Source organism: Phycisphaerae bacterium (genome assembly GCA_012729815.1).
In the GTDB taxonomy this organism is placed as follows: domain Bacteria; phylum Planctomycetota; class Phycisphaerae; order JAAYCJ01; family JAAYCJ01; genus JAAYCJ01.
Genome location: JAAYCJ010000016.1, coordinates 1 through 16,344 on the forward strand (window position 1 = coordinate 1; position 16,344 = coordinate 16,344).

Here is a 16,344-nt window from a genome sequence, read left to right on the forward strand (position 1 = left end):
CCGGGTCGCCACACGGCGTGGCGAGCTTGCCATGACCATGCCCATCGCCTGCTTCGAGGCGATCAGCAAGGGCGCCGAGACCCGTACGCCGGAGAAGACCGAAGGCTGAGTTGGTGGTGACATCCGGGCGTTGGGATGATATGCTGGGGACCGGCGGTCACAGCGAGGGAGTCCCCACTTCGAGCGTCGCCGAATTCGCCACCGCTCGCGCCGCGTACGTTGTCGAGCACGTGGAGATTCGGATCGACTAAGAGCCGGCAAGGGCGGTGATGATCTGCGGGTCGGCGAGGACGGCCTGCCACGGGCCGGATCGCGGAGCTTCGAGGGTGATGCGGCGGTCGGTTTCGGCGATGACTTCCTGGCGGACCCAGAGGGTCTCGGCGGGCATGCGGTCGGCGACGCGGTCGGCCCACTCGACGGCGACCAGGCAGTCCTTGCGTTCGAGGATTTCATCCCAGCCGAGCGGGTCAAGTTCCTGGCCGCTGGTGAGGCGGTAGGCATCCACATGGACAAGCGTCACGCCGTCACCGTACTCGCAGATAATCACGAACGTGGCTGAGCAGATGCTTCGCTCATCGACAGACAAGCCACGGCCGAGCCCTTTGACGAACTCGGTCTTGCCCGCTCCGAGCTGTCCGACCAGGCCGATTACCGCAGGCAGTTGCACCCGGCGGGCCAGCCGGCACGCCAGCTCCCGCGTCTGCTCCGGGCTATGGGTCTGGACGGTCAAGCGATCGGTCACAAGCCCCCCTGCTACCTGATGAGGTCCGACAGGTTGAACGGACGAATCCGCACGGCGATGATCGTCACGGCGACGGCGGCGGCGAACAGCGTGTGCGGCCAGGTGCGGCGCTTGAGGGCCAGGGACATCTCAGCCTTCCCGGACGCCCCGCCGTTGGGCTGTCGCTTTGCGCCTTCGAGTTTGCGATAGCACAGGGCCAGCCGCCCGGCGACGCTCGTCCACGGCAGAACCGCCAGGATCAGCACCATGGTCGCCACGTGGCCCAGGAAGCAGCCCAGCATCACCGCCACCAGCCGTTCGCCTCGTTGCCAGAAACCGACCGAGCAATCGTCGAGTTCCTTCTCCGCCCGGGCCTTGATGTAGCTGATCAGAACGGCGTTGGTCATCGCCAGCAGGGCCAGAACCTGGAACGTCACGTTCTCCACCCGGCCGAACGCGATGGCGATCGCCCCGAAGATCGCAATGTCCGAGACACGGTCCATCGTGCTGTCGAGAATCCCGCCGAAGGCCGTCTTGAGATTGCCCACCCGGGCCACCGCCCCGTCCAGCATGTCCATCGCGCACGCGCCGAACAGCCACAGCCCAGCCCAGAACGGAGCGGGCGGCCGGACCTGGTCCCACGTCTGATCGGCCCCTGCCGCCAATTGCCACGCCGCTCCAAGCGTCAGCAGCATTCCCAGAACGGTCAGAACGTTCGGCGAGACGCCGAGACGCACAAGGATCCGGGCCAGAGAATCCCTCGCCGTCGCGATCGGATCGGCAAAGACTCTAGCCGCCAGATGCCGGCTGCGTGGTTGTATTGCGCTGGTTCCCATCTTGTTGCACCCGGTCCCTCGGCAGAATGCCGATCAGCTTGAACAGGTAATTCGTCTGCCCCACGTGCACCGACAGCTTCGCCGCCATACCCGCGGTCAGCCGGACGTGCGGCGGAATCTCGGTGAGCCGCGCCTTGACCAGGATCGTCCCGTCGCCGCTGCCCTGCGGGTTGACCACCGGCGAAACCCAGTAGACCTCGCCGTTGATCACGCCATAGTCGATCTCGGGATAGGCGCTGAGCACAACCGAAGTCGACTGGCCGGTCTGAAGATAGCGGACGTGCCGCTCGGGCGCCCGCGCCACGACCTGGTGATACCTGTCGTCGAAGATCTGGCCGAGCACTTCGTCGGCGTCGACCACCCGGCCGATACCCAGCGAGTGCAGCACGATCACGCCGTCCAGCGGCGCGGCGACGCTGCGGCGGGTCAGTTCGCCGCGGGCCCGTTCGAGTTCCGCTTCGAGCATGTTGATCTTCTTCCGCTGAACGTCGAGCATCGCCTCGCGCATCGCGGTGCGGTCGACGGCCAGACGGTCGCAGACCGCGCTGGCCAGATCGTAGGCGGCCTTGGCCTGGTTGAACTCGGTCTCGCTGGCCACCAGTTGCTCGTGGAGGGTCGAGACCCGCTGGTACTCGCGCTCAGCGTCGGCAAGCTGGATGCGGGCGTGCGTCAGCTCGCGGTCCTCCTGCTCCCGGTCGACCGCGAGTTTTCGTTCGAGATACTGGAGTTCCGCCGTCTGCTGCGCCAGCTCGCGCTCGCAGCGGACCACCTCCGACCGCTCCACCTCGCACGAAAGCCTCAGGATCACCTGCCCCTCGGTAACCCGGTCGCCCGACTCGAGCAGGATCGCCTCGATCGGGCCCTTGCTGCCCGCGCGGATCACCGCGTCGCGGGCCGAGAGGATATTGCCGTACGAAGCGACGTAGAAGTTCGTCGGTATGAAATACAGGGCCGCCGGAATGGCAACCGCGATCAGTCCCGTCCCCGCCAGAATCCGCTTTCCCCATCCGGACCGACCCGCCCCCGCGGGCTTCCGCTCTGCTTGCTCAGCCATCGCCGTTCCACCAGACTCTTTCCCTCACGTCCAACCGCCGACCGACGGCGGTCGCGACGCTTTGAGCTCATCAGCACCCGGCGAACCTGCCGAAAATAGGGCAAGGGGCCGATGCGCCGATTTCATGACCAAAATACTGCAGCTTGTATCGACATTCCAGATCAAAACCGACACAAAATGGCTGGCCCGACTGCTGCCGGCCATCGATCGCAACCGATTCGAGCTGACCGTCGCGGCATTTTACGACGACGGTCCGGCTCGGGCCCAGTTTGAACGACATGGGATCGCGTGTCGCCTGCTCGGCGTGCGATCGGCGTGGGATGGCCGGTCGCTGGTCTCGCCTTTACGGCTGATCGAACGGCTGAGGCCCGACCTGGTCCACACGCACTTGCTGCGGGCGGACCTGTTCGGCGGCCTGGCCGCGGCGATGACCGGCACGCCGCTGGTCTCGACGGTCTACGCCCACGGCCCCTACCGCCGCCAGTACCGCCGGCCCGGCCTGGATGCCCTCCTGGACCGGCTGACCGTGCGGCTGCCCGATCGGATCGTCGCGGTTTGCCGCGATATCAAATTGGACTTGGTCAGGCGTCTTGGCGTTCCCGATTGCCGAGTCGCGGTCATCCACACGGGCATGGACCCGCTGGAGACCGCGCCGGCCGACGTTGACCGCGTTCGGCGGCAGTATGACCTGCCTTCGGACCGGCCGGTCGTCATGGTCCCAGCCCGCCTGAGCTACGAAAAGGGTATCGACACCCTGCTGCGGGCGGTCAGGGCCTTCCTGGACCGCGGCGGACGGGCGGCGTTCCTGATCGCTGGAACGGGCGCCCTTGAGACCGAGTTGCACAACCTGGCCCAGCGTCTGGACCTACAGCCGCACGTGCGGTTCCTCGGCTTCGTGCATGACATTGAGCTGCTTCTGGCGGCGGCGGACCTCGTTGTCCTACCGTCGTACTCCGAGGGCCTGCCCAACGCCGCACTCGAGACCTTCGCCGCGGCCCGGCCGCTGGTCGCCTCAGCCGTCGGCGGGATCAACGACCTGGCCGAATACGATCCGCGGGCCATCGTGCGGGTCGAACCGGGCCGACCGCTTGATCTGGCCGATAGAATACTAGAGGTGCTCCGCAGCCCCAGCCTCGCGGCCGACCTTGCCGACCGAGGATTACGTATAATTAAGCGGAACCTTGCGACCGCCCGTGTAGCGGCAGAGTATGAACGACTATACGTTTCACTGTTACAATCTGAACCCTAGCCATACCAAGGCGGATGCGTTCGTCGAATTCGACGGCTATCGGATCTGGAACCTCGGGGCTGCGCGGTTCGTCAATGAACTGGCCGCCCGGGCACAGGCTCGTCGCCCGACGCGCGCATTCTATTTAAACGCCTGGACTTATGTGCTGGCCGCGTCCGATAAGGCGTTTCGCCAAACGATCCGGACCGCGGATATCCTGTATCCCGACGGGATCAGTGTTACCGGGGCGTGCCGTCTGGCCGGGGTTGGCAGGCCCGCGCGGATGACCGCGGGCGACTTTTTCGAAGATTTTTGCCGGACCGCCCAGGACGCGAGGCTGAAGGTCTACTTCCTGGCGGGCAAGCCGTACGTGATCGACCGGGCGATGCTTCGCCTGCGGTCACGGTTCCCACGGCTGGAGATCGTGGGCCATCATCACGGCTATCTGGGTGAGAGGCCCGAGTTGACCGATTTTGTGATCGGCGAGATCAACCGCCGTCGGCCGGATGTGCTGGTGGTGGGCATGGGCTCGCCCAAGCAGGAGAGTTTCGTTGCCCGTCACAGCGGGCGGCTGGATGTCCCGGTGGTCTGGACCGTTGGAGCGATGCTGGACTACGTCGCCGGGACCGAACGGCTGGCCCCGCGCTGGGTCGGGCGGGCCGGTCTCGAGTGGCTCTATCGGCTCTGGCAGGACCCAGCGGGCAAGTGGAAGCGGTATCTCTTAGGCAACGCGGAATTCGTGGCCCGCGTATCGGTGGCGGCGATCAGGGAGAGGGTGAGAGTGTAATGAGTACAGCTTATAAGCTCGACTACAGCGGCGGGATCGGCCCGACGCTGGCCATGCCGCTTCGCCTGCCGGAGCAGTACAACCCGGATGGCTGGACACACCTGCATGTCTGGCCCGCGTCAACGTGGAACGAGGTCCTGCGCCGGACGATCGACGTCGCGGGCAGCATCGTCCTGCTTCTGCTGACGCTGCCGGTCATGGCGGCCGCCATCCTGGCCATCCGTCTGACCAGCCGCGGGCCGGCTGTCTTCAGGCAGGTCCGCGCCGGCCGGTACGGTCAGCCGTTCGTCATGTACAAATTGCGCACGATGCGCCATAACGCCCCGCACTTGCGACTCGCCGAGCAGGACGAAGGGCGTAACGGCCCAGCCTTCAAGCTCCGCAACGACCCGCGCGTGACCCACATCGGACGGCTGCTGAGAAGGACCAGTATCGACGAACTGCCGCAACTGCTCAACGTGCTGCGCGGCGAGATGTCGCTGGTCGGACCGCGGCCGCTGCCGCTGCACCAGGTGCGACTCGAAACGCTGTCGGAACGGGCGAGAATCTCGGTCAAGCCGGGCCTGACCGGCCTCTGGCAGGTCTCCGGCCGGGCCGACATCCCCTACGACGAATGGGTCGAACTGGACCTCTACTACGTCCAGCACCGCTCCATCCGCCTCGACCTGCAAATCCTCCTCAAAACCATCCCCGCCGTCCTGACCTGCCGCGGCGCGTACTGAGCCTTCACCCAAGTTCCGCACGGAACACGCGGACTGCGCGGGAAGGCGGTCCGGCCTCCAGATGTGGACTTGGTCTTGTCTATCCCGCTACGCAGTCTCTCCACGCGGTCACCTGATAGTGGCGGATTTTCGTTAAGTTGCGCTTGCAATGTCTGTTTGGGGGGGCTAAAATCAGGGTTTTCCATGGCTTGCAGGATGATGGGCGGCGAAGGCCGCAGCCGGGGCGTCTGCCCCTAACCGCCCTGCATAAAACAGCTTACAGGAGCTCGGCAAATGCCTAGAGAGTGCTACTTCACGGGTAAGAAGACGACCGCGGGCCGGACCATTTCCCGTCGCGGCAAGGCCAAATACCTCGGCGGCGTCGGTATCAAGACCACCGGGATCGAGAAACGCACGTTCAAGCCGAACATCCAGACGGTTCGGGCGGTCATCGACGGCAAGCCGGTCCGGATCAAGGTCTCGGCCAAGGCCATCCGCATGGGCCTGGTCGAAAAGCCGCTCAAGCGGAATTGGAAGCCCCAGCCGACTGAGGCCGCCAGCGAGTAGGCAATCGGTACACCGATCAAGGGCACCTCTGTCGTGCCCTTTTTCTTGCGCCGCGTATTAACTGGTAGTCCATTTTTTGGAATAATAGTCCCTACGGCCCAAGTCGAGGAGAGCGCGATGAATCTGGTGGAACTGGCGATCCGGATCAAGGGGCTCCGCAAGGCGCGGGAACTGACGCTGGAGGAACTGGCTGGGCGAACGGGGTTGACCGGGAGCATGTTGAGTAAGATTGAGAATTTCCGGGTCACCCCGTCCCTACCGGGGCTGTCGCGGATCGCCGAGGGGCTGGGCGTGACGCTCTCGGAGCTGTTCGAGGGACTCGACGAGCGGCCCAAACTGACCGTCGTGAAGGCAGACCACCGGCGGCGGCTCTCGCGTGACGACTCGCCGTGGATCTACTGGTCGCTGGCGGCTGGGCCCAGCGGACGGGTGATGGATCCCTTCATGATTGAGATTCCGCCGGGCGAGCAGCGGCGCGAGGCCGCCGCCCACGAGGGCGAGGAGTTCATGCTCGTGCTCGAAGGACCGGTCGATTACGTCTACGGCTGCGAGACGCACCAACTGGAGACCGGCGACAGCGTCTACGACGTCGGTAACGAGGTGCATACGCTGGTCAACCGGTCGGACCATACGGTACGGCTGATGGTGGTGTACTGCAATCCCAGGTAAGAAGGGCCGCTGGTCGCGACGATGTCGGGCTGGCGTTTGGTTATGGACCGAAGCATCCTGTTTGCGTTGTGCAGCCTCCTGTTCGCCGGGGTTAATGACCTGGTCTTCAAGAAACAGGCGACCAGCGGGTACGGCCGCGGCCAGTACATGTCGATCGCCGGAGTGGTCTGGGCGGCGTTCTTCGTGGGGTGGGGCTTGATTCACGGGCGTACCGACGTGGCCTGGCAGGCGATCGCCTGGGGCGCAGCCGCGGGCACGTTATCCGTGTCCGCCAACTACCTCCTGATCGCCAGCCTTCGCCAGCTCGACGCCAGTGTCGGAGCGACGATCTACCGCTTGAACATGGTGGCCGCCGCGCTGATTGCGGTGGTGTTCCTCGGCGAGCCGTTGGGAGCGGTCAAGTCGCTGGGACTGACCGCCGGTGCGGCGTCGGTGGTCATGTTCTCGCTGGGCAATGGAAAAAAGTCGCTGCGCAGCGTGTTGACCGGGGCGATGATGATGGTGGTCACCGCCTCGCTGCTGCGGGCGTTGATGGGAATCACCTACAAGCTGGCGACCAGCGACTTTGCCGAACTGCAGGCGGCGGGACACGGTTCGCAGGACGAGTGGTTTCTGGCCGTTCAGGGCGGCATGTGGATGGTCGTCGGCTTTCTGTGTTCGGCGAGGTTCGAGGGCCGCCCACGCCTGACCGCCGGCAATGTCGTCTACGGGACGCTCAGCGGGCTGCTGATCTGCGGGATCGTGCTCTTTTTCGCATGGGCGCTGGCGGCCGGCCAGGCCAGTGTGGTGATCCCGATCGCCCAGATGAGCTTTCTGGTAACCGCCGTGCTGTCGCTGCCGGTGACGCGGGAGAAGCTCTCCGGCGCCAAAGCCGCCGGGCTGGGTCTGGCCGTGGCGGCGATCCTGCTGCTAAGCCGAACGTGAGAGCGGCACGGAACACGCGGGAGAAGACCATCCCTGAAGACCGGCGGAGATACAAAAAGCGGCGTCTCCGCGTGGGAAACGCCGCTTCGTGACAATCCAAATCCTGGGCCGCTATTCGGCCTTCTGCTCGCTTTGCGATTCCGGCTCGGCTGAGGCTTCCTCAGCCTTGGCTGCGGGCTTCTTGCCCTTGAGCAGACCGGCGGCGAACTGCTCGCGCATCTGGGTCTTCCTGCGGCGGCTGCCGCCGGTGCGCGTCCGCTTGGTCTTTTTCTCCACCGTCGGATCGACCAGCTCGAGGTAGACGGTCGGCCCGCAGTCGCCCAGCCGCGGCTTGGGCAGGTGGATCACCCGCGTGTAACCGCCGGACACGTTGGCGTACTTCGGAGCGATCTCGGAGAAGACCTTGGCGACCAGGCGCGGTGCTTTGACCACGCGGTAGTTTTTGTCGCGCTTCACGTCGGTCTCCTCGGCGTCCACGATGAACCGATCCTGGAGCATCGCGACCACCCGGCGGCGGGCGGTCAGGTCGCCCTTCCGCGCGATGGTGATGATCTTCTCGACGAACGGGCGGACGAACCGGGCCTTGGCCTCGGTCGTCTTGATCCGGCCGCTGATGAACAGGGCCGCGGCCAGGTTGCGCCGCAGGGCCCGTCGGTGGTCGGTATCGCGCGACAGTTTCTTTCCGGAAACCATATGTCTCATAGCGTCATTTCCTGTGGATGCTTAGGACTCCTGGGGCACGGCCATGCCGAGCGAGAGCCCCAGTTCGGACAGTTTACGTTTCACTTCCCGCAGCGAGGTCTTTCCGAAGCTGCGGACCTTCAGCAGGTCGGCTTCGCTGCGCACGACCAGCTCGCCCAACGTCGAAATGTTGGCCGCCTCCAGGCAGTTCGTGGCCCGGACCGACAGGTCCAGTTCCTGGATGCTCATGTCGAGCTTCTCCCGGAGCGCCTCGTCCATGCCGCCGCCGGCGGCTTCCTCTGCCAGGCCTTCAACCGTCGCCGTTTCGACGCCCAGCTCGCTGAGCTGGACGAACGGGTTCATGTGCTTCCGGAGGATCTTGGCCGCCTCGACCAGCGCCATCTCGGGGCTGATCGTGCCCTTGGTCCAGATCTCCATGACCAGCCGGTCGTAGTTGGTCTTCTGGCCGACCCGGGTGTCCTCGGTCTGGTAGCGGACCCGCACCACCGGCGAGAAGAGGGAATCGACCGCGATCACGCCGATCTCCTCCTCTTCCTGGGCGGCGATGTTCTCGGCCGCGGTCACGTAGGACCGGCCCGACTGCACCGTCATCTCCATGGTGAACTCGACGTCGTCGGTGAGCGTGGCCACGAGCTGATCCGCATTGACGATGGTGATCGCCGGATCGGTCTCGATGTCCGACGCCCGGATCTCGCCCTTCTTCTTGCGGCTCACCTTCATCGTCTTGGGGCCGTCGCCTTCCATGCGAATGATCAGCGACTTGACGTTCAGGATGATGTCGGTGACATCCTCGTAAACGCCGTCGATGGCCATGAACTCATGGGTTACGCCGGAGATCTTCACGAACGACACCGCCGCCCCCTCGAGGCTCGAGAGGAGGATTCGCCGCAGGGAATTCCCGACGGTGGTCCCAAAGCCGCGCTCGAAGGGCTCGATGACGAACCTTCCGTAGGTCGGCGTCGAAACTTCCTTATCTATGGCAACTTGTGAGGGTAGCTCCAACCCGCGCCAACGTACACGCATTAGCACGCCTCCGCACAAAGGGTTTGTTATCGACTGGACAACTCGACGATCAACTGCTCCTCGACCGGGATCTGGACGTCCTCGCGCGTGGGCAGTCCCTTGACGGTTGCTTCGAGTTTCCCGCGATCGATTTCGAGCCACGGCTGAATCTGCCGGTTCGGGTCCATCTCCAAGAACGCCTTGACCGCCTTGGCCGACTTCTCGGTCGGCTTCAGCGTGACGGCGTCGCCCGGCCGCACCAGGTAGCTCGGGCGGTCGATCTTACGGCCGTTGACGCGGATGTGCCCGTGGGTGATCAACTCCCGGGCCGCCTTGCGCGACAGCCCGAAGCCCACCTTGTAGAGCACATTGTCGAGCCGGCGTTCGAGCAGAACGAGCAGGTTGACCCCGGTGTTGCCCTTGAGCCGCTCAGCCATGCGGAAGTAGATCATGAATTGCCGTTCCAGCACGCCGTAGTAGCGCTTGACCTTCTGCTTCTCGCGCAGACGCACCGCGTACTCGCTGGACTTTCCTCGGCGCCACGAGTGCTGTCCGGGCGGGTTGTTCCGGCCGGGGCGTTCCATGGCGCACTTGGCGGTGTGGCAGCGAATCCCCTTCAGGAGGAGCTTGATGCCTTCTCGCCGGCACTGACGACAGGATGGTCCTGTGATTCTACCCATGTCTCTATTCACTCACTTTATCAAGGTTCACTCGGTTATCGTCAAACACTAGACGCGCCTGCGCTTGGGAGGCCGGCAGCCGTTGTGCGGCAGCGGCGTGATGTCCTCGATCGACTGGATCCGCAGCCCGGAAGCCTGAAGGGCGGAAATCGCCGACTCGCGGCCGGAACCCGGGCCCTTGACCTTCACCTCCAGCTCGCTGACCCCGTACTTCTTGGCCGTGCTGGCCACCTGGTCAGCGGCCCGCTGGGCGGCGAACGGCGTGCTCTTGCGGGCGCCCTTGAAGCCGGCCGCTCCGGCCGAACCCCAGCAGAGCACCTCGCCGTTCATGTCGGTGATCGTGATGATCGTATTGTTGAACGTCGCTTTGATGAACGCGATCCCGCGAGGCACGTTCCGCCGGATCTTCTTCTTGCCTGGAGCCTTTTTAGCCACGATGCATCTCCTTCACGCCTTTCTTTCCGGCAACCGTCTTGCGCGGGCCCTTGCGGGTGCGGGCGTTCGTCCGCGTCCGCTGGCCGCGGGCCGGCAGCCCGCGCCGATGCCGCAGACCCCGGTAGCAGCCGATGTCCCGCAACCGGGCGATATTCTGCGCGACCTGGCGGCGAAGCTGCCCTTCGGTCACGTGGGCCCGGTCGATGATCGACGAGATCATACTGATCTGCTCGTCGGTCAGCTTGTTGGCCCGGATGTTCCCGTCGATGCGGGCCTCCTCCAGGATCTGCCGGGCCGTCTTGGGCCCGATCCCATAGATGTATCGCAGCGATACCTCTATGTGCTTGTCGTCCGGAATTTCCACGCCTGCTACGCGAGGCATATATCTAACTCCTTACGTCAAAGATAGTTACCAGCGACACCCGCGGCGTCCCCGCGTCACTTGCCCTGGCGCTGCTTGTGCCGCGGGTCGGTGCAGATCACCCGGACCACGCCCTTGCGGCGGATGATCTTGCAGTTCTCGCAAATTCGCTTGACCGAACTTCTGACTTTCATGACCACTGCTCCCGTACGTCTATCCGCGTGTGACGATCCGACCTCGGGTCAGATCATACGGCGAAATCTCGACAACGACCCGGTCACCGGGCAAAATCCGGATGAAGTGCATCCGCATCTTGCCGCTGACGTGGGCCAGAACCTCGTGCTTCTTCTCGCCTATGTTGATCTCCACCTTGAACATCGCGTTCGGCAGAGCATCCTTGACCACACCTTCGACTCTGACGGCGTCCTGTTTGGCCATCGTTCCTTCCCTAGGGCTTGCGGCCCGGTTGTCCGTCGGTCAAGACGGAAGCCCCGTCCCGGGTGATCGCCACCGTATGCTCGAAATGCGCCGAAGGCTTCCCGTCGCGAGTGACGACGGTCCAGCCGTCCGAGGCATATCGCACGTCGGCGGACCCCATGTTGACCATCGGCTCGATCGCCAAGACCATTCCCGGTTCAAGAATTATATCATTCCTTAACAAGTCCGAGGATACAAAGTTCGGTATCTTCGGGTCCTCGTGCATTTCCGTCCCGATCCCGTGCCCGACAAAGTCGGTCACCACCGCGAAACCGGCCTTCTCCACGTGCGTCTGCATCTTCGCGGCCACCTGACTCCACTTTCCGCCCGGCACGATCGTCTCGATCGCCAGCGCCAAGGCCTCGACCGTCACGTCCATCAGCCGCTGCACCTTCTCACTCACCCGCCCTACCGGACAGGTGGTCGCGGCGTCGCCGCAGTAGCCCTGATAGCGAACTCCGCAGTCGATGCTGATGATCTGTCCTTCTTCGAGCACCCGTTTCTCGCTCGGAATGCCGTGCACCACCTCGCCGTCGATGCTCGCACAGATGCACGCCGGAAACGGATACCCGGCCCGCGGGTTCGGCACCCCTCGAAAGAGGGCCTGCGCCCCGAGCTTCCGGATCATCGCGTCGGCCTGCTCCTCCAGCGCTCCCGTCGAAACGCCCGGCTTGACCAGCGTCCGCAGATGCTCCAACACCTCGTGCACTATGTGTCCGGCCCGGCGCATCCTCTCAATCTGGATGTCGCTCTTGAGTTTGATCGCCATTCGGGCCTCAAATCTACTTGTCAACGGTACTTCGCTTCAGCTCGTGTTCGATCTTCTTCTGAATGTCGCCGATGTCGCCCTCGGCGTCGATCTCCCTCAGCAGTCCCGCCTGGCGGTAGTAGTCCTCCAGCGGCTGGGTCTGGCGGCGATAGACTTCCAGACGATTGCGGACCACCTCTTCGCGGTCATCCGCCCGCTGAACCACCGCCGTCCCGCAGGCGTCGCAATGCGTGCCGTCGGCGGGCGGGTTGGCCTTGGCGTGGTAGACGCGCCCGCACTGCGGGCAGCTCCGCCGGCCGGCCATCCGCTCGACGATCGTCTCGTCGCCCAGGCTCAGGTCAATCACCGCGGCGATCCGCTCGCCAATGCCCCGCAGGGTCTGATCCAGATCCTGCGCCTGGCTGATGGTCCGCGGAAAACCATCCAGCAGCAGGCCCTTCTCGCCCGAGGTCAGTTCCTCGCGGATGCGATTCAGGACCACCTGCGTGACCAGCTCGTCCGGCACCAGTTGGCCGGAGTCCATATACTGCGTGACCTTGCGGCCCAGCTCCGACCCGGCGGCCCGCTCAGCCCGCAGCATGTCGCCGCTGGAAAGATGTACCAGGTTGTACCCGTCGACCAGGCGCTTGGCCTGCGTGCCCTTTCCTGCCCCGGGCGGTCCGACCAGAATGACATTCAAATGCTTAGCCATGCGCGCCCTTGATCCTTCCACCGCCGCTGGCCGACAGGAAACCGGGGTAATTCCGCATCATCAGGTTCGCCTCGATCCGCTGGACCAGGTCCAGTATGACCGAGACCACGATCAGGAGTCCGGTGCCGCCCAGGAACGTCGAAATCCCGAACGGAATGCCGATCCACCGGGCCACCAGGGACGGGATCACCGCGATCAGCGCCAGAAACGCCGCACCCGCGTAGGTGATCCGTTCCATCACGCGCTCCAGGTAGTCCTCGGTCCGCTTGCCCGGCCGCAGACCGGGAATGAAACTGCCGTAATCGCGAAGCTGCTCCGACATCTCCTTGGGCTTGAACTGGACCGTCGTCCAGAAGTACGCGAAGAAGTACACCATCGCCACGTAGACCACGGTGTAGAGGAACTCGCCGTCCTGCAGCGACGTCGCCAGGAACACGAAGAACTGCGAACCCCAGAACCCGAGCTGGGCGAAATAGTCGAAGATGATCTGCGGGAACAGCATCAAGCTCGAGGCGAAGATGATCGGCATCACGCCGCCGTGATTGACCCGCAGCGGCAGATAGTGCCGCATGCCGCCGTAGATCCGCCGGCCGCGCATCTGCTTGGCCTGCTGGATCGGAATCCGCCGCTGGCCCTGCGTGATCAGGATCGAACCGGCCACCACGAACACGAACGCGAGCACCAGGAACACGATCTTCTGGGGACCGATCTCGCCCGGCGCGGCGCCGCCGATCTTCGTCGTGGCCATCTGTCCAGCCTGGATGATGGCGCCCGGCATCTGCGAGAGAATGCCCGCCGTGATGATCAAGCTGATCCCGTTGCCGATGCCGTACTCGTCGATCTGCTCGCCCAGCCACATCAGAAAGATCGTGCCGGTGGTCAACGCCAGCACGCCCATGATGATGAACAGCGGACTGCCGACAAACTCCGGATACACCAGGTTCTGACTCGAAATGTATTTGAGCCAGAACATCGCCTGGATCACGCAGATCAGCACGGTGGCGTACCGCGTGTATTCGCGGATCTTCCGCCGTCCGGTCTCACCCTCCTTGTGGAGTTTCTCCAGCGAGGGGATCACCGTCACCAGCAGCTCGAAAATGATCGCCGCGGTGATGTACGGCATGATGCCAAGGCCGAAGATCGTGCTCTGGGCCAGCGATCCGCCGGTGAACACCGCGAAGTACTCAGCCATCCGACCAAGCCCGCCGCCCACGTTCCCGAAGTGCTCGGCGATCATCTCCTGATTGACGCCGGCCAACGGCACGTGGAACCCGATGCGGTACACCGCCAGCAGGCCCAGCGTGAACAGGATCTTGTTCCGCAGCTCCGGGACCTTGAAGATGTTGATCAGCGTCTTGATCATTCCTACTTGATCACCTCCGCCGATCCGCCGGCGGCCGTCACGGCCTCGGCGGCGGCTTTGCTGAACTTGTGGGCCTTGACCGTCAAGGCCTTCTCCAGCTTGCCGTCGGCCAGGATCTTGACCGCGTGCTCAGCCGCGGCGATCAGGCCCTTGCCCGCCAGGGCCGCCGGATCAACCGTCTGGCCCGCCTCGAACGCCCGGTCCAACTCGCCCAGGTTCACCACCTGGAACTCGGTCCGGAAGCGGAAGTTCGAGAACCCGCGCTTCGGGATCGACCGGAAGTACGGCACGCGCCCGCCCTCGTGGCGGGGCGAGGGGCCGCTGCCCGCCCGCTGGCCCTTGCCCTTGTGCCCGCGCCCGCTGGTCTTGCCCTGACCGCTGGACTCGCCGCGGCCGATCCGCTTGCGGTCCCGGTTCTTGACCACCTTGCCGGCGTTTATTTCGTGGAGCATCATGCTACGGTCACTCCTCTGAGTTCTTCGACCTGTTGTTTCGATCGCAGTTCGAGCAGCCCTTCCAGCGTCGCCTTGACCAGGTTCTTCGGGCTGGTCGAACCGTACGACTTGGTCAGGATGTCGTGAATGCCCACCAGCTCCAGCACCGCCCGCGGCGCCGATCCGGCGATAACGCCGGTACCTTCGCTGGCCGGGATCAGCACGATCTTGCTCGCCCCGAACCGGCCCCAGATCCGGTGAGGGATCGTCCGGCCGCGGAGCGGGATCGCGTGCAGGTGCTTCTTGGCGTCCTTGATCGCCTTCTCGACGGCCAGAGGCACCTCGTTGGCCTTGCCGTATCCGACCCCGACCTGCCCGCCGCGGTTGCCCACGACGACCAGCGCGGCGAAGGAAAAGCGTCGCCCGCCCTTGACCACCTTAGTGCAGCGGTAGACCCGCACCACGGTTTCTTCAAATGGCTGCTCACCCGTTACGATCGGTATGTCCAGTGTCGGCTGCTGACTCATGCCCTAGAACTCCAATCCCGCTTTTCTGGCCGCGTCGGCCAGCGCTTTGACACGACCGTGGAACTTGTACGGCCCGCGGTCGAAGACCACCTTCTTGATCCCGTGCATCACCGCCCGCTGGGCGAGGATAGCTCCGACGATCTCCGCCGACTTGCGGTCGCCGCCGTGCTTGACCTGCTCCTTGATCTCCGGGTTCAGGCTGCACGCCGAGCACAGGGTCCTGCCCGCCAGATCGTCGATCACCTGGGCGTAGATGTGCTTGTGCGACCGGAACACCGAGAGCCGGGGCCGTTCGGGAGTCCCGAACACCCGGTTCCGCACACTCCATTTACGCCGTGACGTTTGTTCCCGCTTTTCTTTTATTGCACTCATCGTTTTCCGCTCATGCCCAACGTGTCAACGTGCCCGAGGCACTATTTCGCCGCTCCAAACGCCTTGCCCGCCTTCCGACGGATCCGCTCGCCCTGGAACCGGATCCCCTTGCCCTTGTACGGCTCGGGTTTCTTGATCCGTTTGATCCGGGACGCCAGTTCGCTCACCACCTGCTTGTCCGGCCCCGAGATCGAGAAGACCGCCGGCATGGTGTCCGACCGCGACTGAGGCGTCTGGATCTGGAGCGTCACGCCCGCCGGGATGTCCAGCTTCACCGTGTTGGCGAAACCGACGTTGATCGCCACCTGCTGGCCTTCCTGCTTGACGTTGTATCCGGTCCCGTAGATTTCCATGGTCTTGGTGTACCCGTTGGCCACCCCCTCGACCATGTTGGCCACCAGCGCCCGCGTCAGCCCGTGCATCGACTTGGCCTCGCGGGAGTCGTCCCGCCGGCCGACCGTCACTTCCTTGGCCTCCGCGTCGAAGCTCACCGTCACCTCGGCCCGGTGGGTGTACGCCAGTTTGCCCTTGGGTCCCTCGACGGACACCGTGGAGCCCTGGATGGACACCTTCACGTTGCCCGGGACGCTGATCGGTTTTCTTCCCATTCGCGACATTATGATCAACCTCTGTCCTTAGTAGATCGTGCAGATCAATTCGCCGCCGATCCGTTCCGCCCGGCACTGGCGGTCGCTCATGACCCCCTTGCTGGTCGAAACGATGGCCACGCCCAGACCGTCCAGCACCCGCGGCAGTTCGCGAACCCCGCGGTACACCCGGCACCCCGGCTTGCTCTCGCGCTTCAGGTCCTGGATGACGCGCTCGCCGTTGGGACCGTACTTGAGCGTCACCCGAATGACGCCCTGCCGACCGTCGTCGATCACGTCGAATTCCTCGATGTAGCCTTCATCCTTCAGCACCTTCGCGATGCTGGCGCACAGCTTGCTCCCGCGCACCGTCACGTGCTTGGCGTTGTTTCGCACCCCGTTCCGGATGCGGGTCAGCATGTCGGCAATCGGATCCGAAAGACTCATATTCTGCTCC

24 protein-coding genes are annotated in these 16,344 nt (G+C 64.3%); 6 read left to right on the plus strand and 18 right to left on the minus strand.

Going from position 1 to position 16,344, the window contains the following annotated elements:
- Positions 1-247 precede the first annotated feature (247 nt).
- From tsaE to GXY33_01055, 3 genes are read right to left on the minus strand one after another with little or no spacing between them, the layout of a single operon-like run.
- Complete coding sequence (tsaE, locus tag GXY33_01045; protein ID NLX03707.1) at positions 248-742, minus strand: tRNA (adenosine(37)-N6)-threonylcarbamoyltransferase complex ATPase subunit type 1 TsaE; 495 nt, start codon at positions 740-742, stop codon at positions 248-250.
- An 11-nt stretch (positions 743-753) separates the two neighbouring features.
- Entirely contained in the window at positions 754-1,557 is an 804-nt protein-coding gene (locus GXY33_01050; protein NLX03708.1) for a CDP-alcohol phosphatidyltransferase family protein, read from the minus strand.
- Positions 1,511-2,611, minus strand: a complete 1,101-nt coding sequence (locus GXY33_01055) for an HlyD family efflux transporter periplasmic adaptor subunit (protein ID NLX03709.1) — start codon at positions 2,609-2,611, stop codon at positions 1,511-1,513. The genes GXY33_01050 and GXY33_01055 overlap by 47 nt, the downstream gene beginning before the upstream one ends.
- A gap of 124 nt (positions 2,612-2,735) precedes the next feature.
- Here GXY33_01055 and GXY33_01060 point away from each other — a divergent pair, with 124 nt between their 5' ends.
- The 6 genes from GXY33_01060 (at position 2,736) to GXY33_01085 (ending at position 7,487) form a co-directional block, all read left to right on the plus strand.
- Positions 2,736-3,860: a glycosyltransferase family 4 protein gene (locus GXY33_01060; GenBank protein ID NLX03710.1), complete on the plus strand. Its 1,125-nt coding sequence runs from the start codon at positions 2,736-2,738 to the stop codon at positions 3,858-3,860.
- Entirely contained in the window at positions 3,820-4,626 is an 807-nt protein-coding gene (locus GXY33_01065) for a WecB/TagA/CpsF family glycosyltransferase (GenBank protein ID NLX03711.1), read from the plus strand. The genes GXY33_01060 and GXY33_01065 overlap by 41 nt, the downstream gene beginning before the upstream one ends.
- Complete coding sequence (locus GXY33_01070) at positions 4,626-5,348, plus strand: sugar transferase (GenBank protein ID NLX03712.1); 723 nt, start codon at positions 4,626-4,628, stop codon at positions 5,346-5,348. Before GXY33_01065 ends, GXY33_01070 begins: the two co-directional genes overlap by 1 nt.
- Before the next feature lie 273 nt (positions 5,349-5,621).
- Complete coding sequence (gene rpmB, locus GXY33_01075; GenBank protein NLX03713.1) at positions 5,622-5,894, plus strand: 50S ribosomal protein L28; 273 nt, start codon at positions 5,622-5,624, stop codon at positions 5,892-5,894.
- A gap of 117 nt (positions 5,895-6,011) precedes the next feature.
- Positions 6,012-6,563, plus strand: a complete 552-nt coding sequence (locus GXY33_01080) for a cupin domain-containing protein (GenBank protein NLX03714.1) — start codon at positions 6,012-6,014, stop codon at positions 6,561-6,563.
- 42 nt (positions 6,564-6,605) lie between these two features.
- A complete protein-coding gene (locus tag GXY33_01085; protein ID NLX03715.1) occupies positions 6,606-7,487 on the plus strand; it encodes an EamA family transporter in 882 nt (293 codons plus the stop codon).
- 111 nt (positions 7,488-7,598) lie between these two features.
- Here GXY33_01085 and rplQ read toward each other — a convergent pair whose 3' ends face one another.
- The 15 genes from rplQ to rpsH are packed head-to-tail and all read right to left on the minus strand — an operon-like array spanning position 7,599 to position 16,334.
- Positions 7,599-8,189, minus strand: a complete 591-nt coding sequence (gene rplQ / locus GXY33_01090; protein NLX03716.1) for a 50S ribosomal protein L17 — start codon at positions 8,187-8,189, stop codon at positions 7,599-7,601.
- Between the two features lie 21 nt (positions 8,190-8,210).
- Positions 8,211-9,212 carry a DNA-directed RNA polymerase subunit alpha gene (locus GXY33_01095; GenBank protein ID NLX03717.1) on the minus strand — a complete coding sequence of 334 codons (1,002 nt, stop codon included), beginning with the start codon at positions 9,210-9,212 and terminating at the stop codon, positions 8,211-8,213.
- A gap of 26 nt (positions 9,213-9,238) precedes the next feature.
- Positions 9,239-9,871 carry a 30S ribosomal protein S4 gene (gene rpsD, locus GXY33_01100; protein ID NLX03718.1) on the minus strand — a complete coding sequence of 211 codons (633 nt, stop codon included), beginning with the start codon at positions 9,869-9,871 and terminating at the stop codon, positions 9,239-9,241.
- Positions 9,872-9,919: 48 nt separating this feature from the next.
- Complete coding sequence (gene rpsK / locus GXY33_01105; GenBank protein ID NLX03719.1) at positions 9,920-10,306, minus strand: 30S ribosomal protein S11; 387 nt, start codon at positions 10,304-10,306, stop codon at positions 9,920-9,922.
- Complete coding sequence (gene rpsM / locus GXY33_01110) at positions 10,299-10,688, minus strand: 30S ribosomal protein S13 (GenBank protein ID NLX03720.1); 390 nt, start codon at positions 10,686-10,688, stop codon at positions 10,299-10,301. Before rpsM ends, rpsK begins: the two co-directional genes overlap by 8 nt.
- A gap of 56 nt (positions 10,689-10,744) precedes the next feature.
- Positions 10,745-10,861, minus strand: a complete 117-nt coding sequence (gene rpmJ / locus GXY33_01115; protein ID NLX03721.1) for a 50S ribosomal protein L36 — start codon at positions 10,859-10,861, stop codon at positions 10,745-10,747.
- A gap of 19 nt (positions 10,862-10,880) precedes the next feature.
- A complete protein-coding gene (gene infA, locus GXY33_01120) occupies positions 10,881-11,105 on the minus strand; it encodes a translation initiation factor IF-1 (GenBank protein ID NLX03722.1) in 225 nt (74 codons plus the stop codon).
- A 10-nt stretch (positions 11,106-11,115) separates the two neighbouring features.
- Positions 11,116-11,913, minus strand: a complete 798-nt coding sequence (map, locus tag GXY33_01125) for a type I methionyl aminopeptidase (protein ID NLX03723.1) — start codon at positions 11,911-11,913, stop codon at positions 11,116-11,118.
- A gap of 13 nt (positions 11,914-11,926) precedes the next feature.
- On the minus strand, positions 11,927-12,592 hold the full coding sequence (locus GXY33_01130) for an adenylate kinase (GenBank protein NLX03724.1): 666 nt from the start codon (positions 12,590-12,592) through the stop codon (positions 11,927-11,929).
- A gap of 4 nt (positions 12,593-12,596) precedes the next feature.
- Positions 12,597-13,967: a preprotein translocase subunit SecY gene (secY, locus tag GXY33_01135; protein ID NLX03725.1), complete on the minus strand. Its 1,371-nt coding sequence runs from the start codon at positions 13,965-13,967 to the stop codon at positions 12,597-12,599.
- 2 nt (positions 13,968-13,969) lie between these two features.
- The gene (rplO, locus tag GXY33_01140; protein ID NLX03726.1) at positions 13,970-14,422 is read right to left on the minus strand and encodes a 50S ribosomal protein L15; all 453 of its coding nucleotides are present in this window, start codon (positions 14,420-14,422) and stop codon (positions 13,970-13,972) included.
- Positions 14,419-14,928, minus strand: coding sequence for a 30S ribosomal protein S5 (rpsE, locus tag GXY33_01145; GenBank protein ID NLX03727.1), 510 nt, complete (start codon positions 14,926-14,928; stop codon positions 14,419-14,421). The genes rplO and rpsE overlap by 4 nt, the downstream gene beginning before the upstream one ends.
- Before the next feature lie 3 nt (positions 14,929-14,931).
- The gene (locus tag GXY33_01150) at positions 14,932-15,300 is read right to left on the minus strand and encodes a 50S ribosomal protein L18 (protein ID NLX03728.1); all 369 of its coding nucleotides are present in this window, start codon (positions 15,298-15,300) and stop codon (positions 14,932-14,934) included.
- 41 nt (positions 15,301-15,341) lie between these two features.
- Positions 15,342-15,917 (minus strand): 50S ribosomal protein L6, encoded by a 576-nt coding sequence (gene rplF / locus GXY33_01155; GenBank protein ID NLX03729.1) that lies wholly within the window; start codon positions 15,915-15,917, stop codon positions 15,342-15,344.
- A gap of 18 nt (positions 15,918-15,935) precedes the next feature.
- Positions 15,936-16,334, minus strand: a complete 399-nt coding sequence (gene rpsH / locus GXY33_01160) for a 30S ribosomal protein S8 (GenBank protein ID NLX03730.1) — start codon at positions 16,332-16,334, stop codon at positions 15,936-15,938.
- Positions 16,335-16,344: the final 10 nt, after the last annotated feature.